This window comes from Vibrio sp. L5-1 (assembly GCF_021728315.1).
In the GTDB taxonomy this organism is placed as follows: Bacteria; Pseudomonadota; Gammaproteobacteria; order Enterobacterales; family Vibrionaceae; genus Vibrio; species Vibrio splendidus_K.
Genome location: NZ_JAKKCQ010000013.1, coordinates 53,257 through 60,906 on the forward strand (window position 1 = coordinate 53,257; position 7,650 = coordinate 60,906).

Here is a 7,650-nt window from a genome sequence, read left to right on the forward strand (position 1 = left end):
ATGCCTGTTTTCAATGGAAATTCTTCACCATAGGCGTTCTAAATTGCTCTGGTAAAGAGGCTGTTACTCGATACATGGTTTGTTCTGTCTGAATGGGGAGGGCTTTGTCACTTGGCAAGATCAAAGCTTTGTCAATGCTCGTGATAGCATCAGTCATTAAACCGAATTTCTGATACGGAAAAGCATCAAAGCGGATATTGACGGTATCACCTTGTTGAAAAAAACCAGCAGAGCGTGTGGGTAGGAGTAATTCTAACTCAAGGGGCGAGTTGGTGGGGATGATACTTAAAATCGGTGTACTTGGGGATACTTGGCTCCCTACTTTAGCCTGAATAGCTGTAACAGTGCCTTGCTTGGACGCTTCTGTGTAAATTCATATTCGCCGTTTAGTTCTACTTTTTGGGCCTGTAATAAAGAGATATATTATTGTATCTCAAGTAGTTTTAAGTTGTGTTGTTCAGGCAGTAACTGTTGTTGGGTTTGTATTTGTGCTATCTCGACCTGAAGCGAACTCACCTCTTTATCTATTGTTTGATTCGCTTCTTGGTATTCTAATAATGCTTCTTGAGCTTCTATTAAGGCTGTTGCTGAAAGGTATCCATCTTGAGATAAGGTTTGTCGTTTTTCATAGAGTTGGGTTTGTAGGTCAAGGCGTATGGTGTTGGTTTGTTTGGCTTTGTTAATTGCGCTTAAACTTTGATTCAGGCGCTCTAACTGGTGCTGCAAAGTGAGAGTTTGCTTGTTAAACAGGGCGTCAGAAATAGTTCGCTTTTTTTCCAACATTTTCAAATGTGTGTCTATTTCTTGGATGAGAGCTGTGGTTCGCTCTTTTCCACTGCTTAATCCTTGGCTATTTTGAATCCGTGCAATCGGCTGACCCTCTGTGATTTCTAGTCCTTCCTCTCCCCAGAGCTGATTGAGTACTCCTGAACGAGCAAAATATAAAGTGATGACGTCTTTTTGTGGAGCTAGGTCTTCCTTCACAGTCTCTTTACGTGCGAACTCAAATTGCGAGAGATAGAACAAGATGAGAACAAAGAGAGCGAAAAGTGACGCACTGATACCATACAAGGACAGTGACTGAATTAAAACGATGCGACCTGTTAGCGTTTGTTTTTTGCTTCAATAACTTGTCGAAGAAATAACATAATAATTCCTTTTTCTTTTTTATTCCTTGGGTTTTTAGGTCAAATGGCAAGTTTATGGATGGTTAGGGGGATCTCTCCATGCTAGAAGGAGTGGAGAAAAACTCAGCTTATTAAACAGTAATTACGAGTGATTTTTGGGGGATTGAACTCTCTTGATGCAAAGGAAAACCACTTGAATAACCATGAACTAAGAAACTCAATGCCTCATCATTAATTAACCATAATTAAATACTTTCTCCCAAATAAGCACGTTAATTTTTTAACCTCCAAGCAGGGAGGTTTAGGTCTGAATGCAACAGATTTTAAACCGACAGGTCAGTTGTCCGTCCGCTCTCTCTTGGAATCGTGGATTTAATTGAGGGAGAGTTTAACAATGAAAGTATTAGCTACTGTTCATGAGATTGAGCAAGTTGTTGGAGGGAGTCCTAGTCGTGGAATTGGAAGCTGGATCCGTGATTCGCTTGATAGAGCACACACACCAGTTGCAAGAGCTCGTTATAGTGAGTATCGCCAGCGAAGAGATCGCTCGGGAGCTCGTGCTGCACAGGCTCGTTCTCGTTTGCGCAATGATATGAACGACCGCCAGGACAAAGGTGGCAGTAATCGTATTGGGGGCCGTTAGGTTTTCGGAGTAATTTACGATGCGGTTAATGATATCTGCTGTGGTGGTAGTCTATATAGGTTATTTTTTTCCAAGTTATATTCTGCTTGATTACTACCTGAGCATTACCCGAGAGTGGATACTTAATCCGAGTTTGGATCGAGTGCTCTACTCAGCTATCGCCTACTACTTGTTACCCGTTAGCGCTTTTTTCGCGCTGTTTGTTGGTGCTCGACGAGATAAGCATTGGAAGCAGTACTCAACCTCCTGGCCTAGAAATACATGTACATGGGGTGAAGGCGTATTGGTATTGCTTGGTTTGATCTCATTGAATTCTGTATCAAATTATATTCAATATATTGTTTTTGATTGGTTTTCTCCAGGCTCTTGGCAGGCCCAAGCCTACAATTTCACTCCTTTGTTTTCAGCCTATGATGGTGTGATTGATTGGTCGAGTGTGTTACGCAGCGCTATGGACGGTGTGTTTATTTCTCCCGTGATAGAAGAGCTTATTTTTCGTTATTTGTTGTTTGTTATTTTCAGATCCGTTTTGGGGGTTACCGGCGCCGCATTACTCTCAAGCTTAATATTCGCTTCAATACACCAGTGGGAACTGTACGCCTTTATGTCAGGGGTATTTTTATGTTGGGCCTTTGAGCGATATCGCCGCCTAGAAGTGGTTATTGCCATTCATGCTGGTCATAACCTATTTATTTTACTTTATGACCTTGTTTATTACTCGATCACACAGTTTCACTTTAATCCTTGGGAGGTGGTTGATATTAATATTGTTGCACTACAATCGGGTTATCTGGTGCTGTTTTTGCTCTTTATTGATTATCAGCGAAGAGAGTTCAGGAAGGAGTAATGCTAGCAAGAGGACTGTTTCTTTCACTTATTTACTTAAATATCGCCATACTGTTTTTAAGCGTACTTTGGTTGTTAGTCCCATCTTTCAAACAGTATTCGTTAAGCGATTACTACGCCTACATTGCCATTGTAATCTTCGTTCTGAGCGCTCTAGTCTCTCAAGGTGGCCGAAATAGTACTGAAGTGACTGACAATAAAAATAATTACCGTGCTGTTGTGTTCTTGTTAACGTTGGGCTTGATATTAATGATTAAAAGCTTCGTGTTAACTTTGATTTAGGGGAACGAACATAATCCATCATTGTCACCATCAAAATAGTGGTTCGTACAAGTTTTGGTTGCTTAAGGTTGGTTTGTAAGAAGAAAAGTTTATGTTAAAAAACAAAAGTATTCTCGTATGTGGCTGTGTGTTAATCGTGTTTGCTATCATGATCAGCCAGCGCAATCTTAGCCCGGAGTTAATATTTCCTAAATGTGAGATTAACAAGCCAGTTCAATCAAAGATAACTTTTTATCTTGATGAGTCCGTTGTGTATAAAAGTGAAATTGTCGGAAAACTGCATGAAGCAGTAGCAATGTCTAACACAATATTGGCCAACTCTTGTGTACCTATTATTCGCTCTTTTAAAGAGAGCCAATTTATATCTATGCCAAAGAGTGTTTCATCTGTTTCCTCTCTACATTCTGCCTTACAAGAAGAAGTAGGCGCTTCCGAAATTGACCATCTTAGAAGTAACCCAATAGAACAGTATGTGGTGGTTCTTGGTGAGAATCACCCTGTCGTCATTGCACAAGAAATTCATGGCATGACGATGATGAATATGAATGATAGCTTTATTGTCTTATCGGAAAGATTTCCTATTACCGTTTTAGAACACGAATTTGGGCACTTAGCTTGGGCTATGCATGAGCAGCCTGATACTGAAAGTGGTAAGTTTTGGGTTAATGAGCAGGTTTTCCCTGACAATAGAAAAAAGGTAAAGCCTTACGCGGGAGCTTACCATTGCTCGAATTACGGCACTGTCATGAGCTATGCTACGCAAGTAGTTCCTGCCTACTCAAGTCCCTTGATTAGTAACAACGGAGAGTTCTGTGGTCACGGAGTTAAGGGTGATAATACTAGGGTTATGCAGGAATACGCTGAAAGTTTAAGATGATTCATTCTAAACATATTTGCCCTTCACTTAGAGCACCCTTCTGGCTACCTGCTTTATCTCGTGAACCTTCTCGTTCGTTCCTTACTCTTTGGTGGTTCAACCAAGCCATATTATCTTCAATCACAAACAACGTGCTTTAGCTTGTGCCCTAGTTGTCCTTTGGTTGGGTTTTAACGCTTCGTTGGCATCAGTTCTGATTCAATAAGGTTAAAAACTGATGAAATTATGATTAAATAATAAGTGTTTTTTCAGTTAATCCTCTAATTTTGTTGGGCATCTAAAACTAATAGGATTGAGAAAATATGCGCAAAATCATTGATACTCAAGCGGCCCCAAAAGCGATTGGCCCATACTCCCAAGGGATCATCACCAGTGGGTTAATTTTCACTTCTGGTCAATTACCACTGAGCCCCCAGACTGGGTTTTTGGTGAAAAATAGTCTTGAGAAGCAAACGGTGCAGTGTCTAGAGAATATGAGAGCAATTTTGCTCCATGCAGACGCTGACATGTCAGACGTAGTGAAAACAACTGTTTATATTACCGATATGATGAGCTTTTCAGTTGTAAATGAAATTTATAATGATTTTTTCATTAAGCACGGCGCCAATTATTTTCCTGCGAGAACCTGTATTGAAGTATCGAAACTTCCTCTCAACGCCATGATTGAGATAGAAGCCGTTGCTGTTGCACCTTAGTCATTAATCATTTTTAATTTTTTAGCTCCAGCTTAGGCGCTGGGGCTGGGGCTATCTATTTAGGATTACCCTAGTGCGAACTTTGTCTCCGTATGTTTAATATAGTTTATATAATACTCAATATACGCTCTCTTATTTATAAGATTTTTTTCGTGAAATACCGCGAAATGAGTAGAGTTACATTTTTCGAGAGTTAGGGTGTCAAATGACTTAGGAAGAGGTCGAGAAATTGTTTTTTAAAACGGTTATAACCGTCATGGGTTGGGAGGGAGATAAACCAGTAGCGTCCGAGTGCAAAAGGATTATATGAATGGCTAAAGGGAGGGAATCCATCATCTACTTGAGAACGCAAGAGCGATAGCTAATATAAAAATGGGACTAAAAAAGAATGGTTCTTTTAGAGTTACCTCTAATAGAGTAGTTCTGTTGTTGATACTTCTGAGCTAGGGCGTTCTCGCTCCGCTTGGTTCATTCCGTCGATTCTCTCCTCTCTCGATAACTTGAGTCGCTTTATCGAACCAGCTCGAGATGCTTTACTTTCCTGAGAACAATTACTCAATGCGCTTCTCTCTACGTTTGATGCGCCTCGTCGTCTCTCCTTGTTGCACTCCCTGTCTTTGAATAAGTTCGATTAAGGGCTTGTTTTCTTATGCGTTAATTTCCTATCACTCGATTCATTTACGGGCACGCAGGGTGTTAACCGTTTCTCACCACAACCTGTTTTTCAAGTGAGGCTTCGCCGCTGCGCGCCCTTGCAAAGCAGAACGATGTTGAGAGAGCGGACAGCCAAGCGGCTCCGAAAAGTGATACTCAAAAAAGGAAAATCTCATGGCGCAACAAAACTCAACCCCAACTCTCTCTAATTCAAATTCAGCAACCAGCGTTTTGCCGCTGGGACACGAAAGCTCACCAAAAAATGATGCCTCTAGTCCTTTGGCAGTATTAAAGTTGCGCTATCTAGTCAAAAAGTGTCGTGATGAGGAAAAAATAAAGTCTGATTTGGTCTCAAAAATTCATCGTTTAAAAATGTTCAGCCGTCGTCAGTCTCCAGAGCAACAGGCCGATATAAATGCGCTCAAAGAGCAAGGGTTGGTTGACGATATCAAGCAGAAGTTTCCGCAATTGGTGTTTCGTCGTTTTGCTTTGCACGAGGTGCGTAACTTCTTTGTTGAATTGAACAGGGCAGACTTTGGCGAATGGTTTCTCCATGAGCGAGTGGATCACATAATCCTTTACACCACCTACAGGTCAGTGTTTCCAGCCTTACGATTCGTGAAAACGGGTGAGGGTACGTTTAAGTGTTCGGGGTTTTGTTTCGATATACGTTTTGGTGCTTAGGAGATCACATTTAAATACGTTCTACGGTTTCCGCTGACATATCCAGGCACGTGATTTCGGTGAATTTAACCGAGGTAAGGGGGTAAGTATTTGTGTGTGATAACACTACCATCATTAAACAGATCAGAGGCGAGGTCTACGAGAAGAAAGCTGAAAAATGTCCGAGCATCGCACGTCGGCTAATCGGCTAAGGCTTTTCTCTCTTGCCTGTATGACAATTAAGGTGTTTGTATCAAACAGTCATCAGTCAAGGTCATCAAGATGTCTGAATTTTGTTTCGGTATTCAGGTCGTTCTCGGCATTCAAGCGGGTCGTGTTTTGATACGAGCTACGTCTTTTTCGATCCAGCCATATGATCGAGTGTGCACGTTGATGTCCTTTGCGACAAGCAGTATTTCCTGAGCGTGAGTTGCTCTACTTTAGATAAATTGCAAGTTCCAATATAGACATACAAACACTTAGAAAATAATAATTAAGTAATTCTAATAGAGCAGGTTGAAATCAAGTTTGCTCCCGCTCTGGTAAACTTAATGGGGGCAGATCCTAGCTAGACATTGACCTTCGGAGCTTGTCACTTTGGGCAAAAAGTAAAAATAGAGTAAAGCAAATGATGGCAAGTCCTGAAGATATTCCCAGCATAAATAAGCTTTCTTCATATATCAGAGGTAAGGCTATTGATAAAAAAGCGAGCATGACAACAAATAATTCACACCCTGCGCCGAAAATAGGACGCTGATGACGAAATACAGCCCATTGATAAACCATTGTTGATAACCTCCTTACAACCGAGCTTAGTTACTATCTTGAGTTAAAATACGTTAAGGTCAATTTTGTTTCCGCTTTAGACTCGGAAATCGACTTAGGTAACTTTTGAGCTACCTCCCTATTTATTTTTTAATATAACAATATCCTTTTACACGGAAAGTGATTGGAATATTATTTATGTGTAATTAAATTATTGATAGGCATCTCATCGGAAGTTTGGCGCTTATCAATTAAATTAATACCAACCCACAACCTAAGCTGACTATCACTAGCTCAATACAGTCAACCAAATTAATCTTTTCAGGAGAAAAGTTATGGGTAGCCTACCGCACTTATTTTGTTTGCTTTGAGCTCAGCCACTTACCGCTTCCATATCAACCCAAAAGGTCAGAGAACCACGCTTAATGATTGATTGGTCGTCTTACTTCCAGTTGGTTGTCTTGTAACAATATTTAAGTATAAGGCTACGAGAGATAATGAACGTAGCTGAGCAGATCGTAGGTGCGTATTTCGGTGATTGTTCTTAAATCAATAAATTAAATTAAATTAATACCATTCTCCCTGTTATTACCCGATTTTTATAAATCCTAATAAATTAGTATATAATAAACATGATTAAACTATATTCATCTATATTATTTCTTCTTACCTCATTCTTGACAGGTTGTAATTTAGAATCATCAGAAGAAGTTGTAAAAACAAAGTTAACCTTAGAAAGGATCGATATTAGCGTATCCTCAACAATAACTTATGGAACAAGTCGGTTAATATTGGCCAAAGGTAACAAACAAGCATTCATCGCCACAGGTTATTACTCAGATGGCTCCTCAATGGTACTCGCAGATTTAAGCTTAAGCGCTTGGCGTACAAGTAACGAGGAGATTGGTTTTTTTTCTAAACCGGGCGTATTTTCAACGGGGAATACAACTGGGGAGGTCGCTGTTTATCTAACTAAAGATGGTGTCACCAGTAACACAGTGAGCGTGGAGGTCAGCGCTGCGGTCATCACCGCGATTTCGGTCACACCGCCTTCGGTTTCTGTGGCCAAAGGTCAACTGACACCACTAATGGCAACCG

7 protein-coding genes and 2 pseudogenes are annotated in these 7,650 nt (G+C 40.5%); 6 read left to right on the top strand and 3 right to left on the bottom strand.

What is annotated here, in order from left to right; translation table 11 throughout:
• Nucleotides 1-10 precede the first annotated feature (10 nt).
• Both L3V35_RS23975 and L3V35_RS23980 read right to left on the bottom strand, forming a co-directional pair.
• Complete coding sequence (locus tag L3V35_RS23975; protein WP_346730181.1) at nt 11-373, bottom strand: HlyD family efflux transporter periplasmic adaptor subunit; 363 nt, start codon at nt 371-373, stop codon at nt 11-13.
• Between the two features lie 50 nt (nt 374-423).
• Nucleotides 424-984 carry a hypothetical protein gene (locus L3V35_RS23980; protein ID WP_237300764.1) on the bottom strand — a complete coding sequence of 187 codons (561 nt, stop codon included), beginning with the start codon at nt 982-984 and terminating at the stop codon, nt 424-426.
• Between the two features lie 537 nt (nt 985-1,521).
• Here L3V35_RS23980 and L3V35_RS23985 point away from each other — a divergent pair.
• The 5 genes from L3V35_RS23985 (at nt 1,522) to L3V35_RS24005 (ending at nt 5,808) form a co-directional block, all read left to right on the top strand.
• Complete coding sequence (locus L3V35_RS23985) at nt 1,522-1,770, top strand: hypothetical protein (RefSeq protein WP_237300765.1); 249 nt, start codon at nt 1,522-1,524, stop codon at nt 1,768-1,770.
• A 19-nt stretch (nt 1,771-1,789) separates the two neighbouring features.
• The gene (locus tag L3V35_RS23990) at nt 1,790-2,617 is read left to right on the top strand and encodes a CPBP family intramembrane glutamic endopeptidase (protein ID WP_237300766.1); all 828 of its coding nucleotides are present in this window, start codon (nt 1,790-1,792) and stop codon (nt 2,615-2,617) included.
• Nucleotides 2,618-2,989: 372 nt separating this feature from the next.
• On the top strand, nt 2,990-3,775 hold the full coding sequence (locus tag L3V35_RS23995; protein ID WP_237300767.1) for a hypothetical protein: 786 nt from the start codon (nt 2,990-2,992) through the stop codon (nt 3,773-3,775).
• A 302-nt stretch (nt 3,776-4,077) separates the two neighbouring features.
• Nucleotides 4,078-4,470, top strand: coding sequence for a Rid family detoxifying hydrolase (locus tag L3V35_RS24000; protein ID WP_105058885.1), 393 nt, complete (start codon nt 4,078-4,080; stop codon nt 4,468-4,470).
• Between the two features lie 828 nt (nt 4,471-5,298).
• Nucleotides 5,299-5,808 carry a hypothetical protein gene (locus L3V35_RS24005; protein ID WP_171388179.1) on the top strand — a complete coding sequence of 170 codons (510 nt, stop codon included), beginning with the start codon at nt 5,299-5,301 and terminating at the stop codon, nt 5,806-5,808.
• A gap of 1,120 nt (nt 5,809-6,928) precedes the next feature.
• Here L3V35_RS24005 and L3V35_RS24010 read toward each other — a convergent pair.
• A pseudogene (locus L3V35_RS24010) lies at nt 6,929-7,033 on the bottom strand (IS5/IS1182 family transposase); the annotation flags it as partial.
• Between the two features lie 151 nt (nt 7,034-7,184).
• Here L3V35_RS24010 and L3V35_RS24015 point away from each other — a divergent pair.
• Nucleotides 7,185-7,650: pseudogene (locus tag L3V35_RS24015) on the top strand (hypothetical protein); the annotation flags it as partial.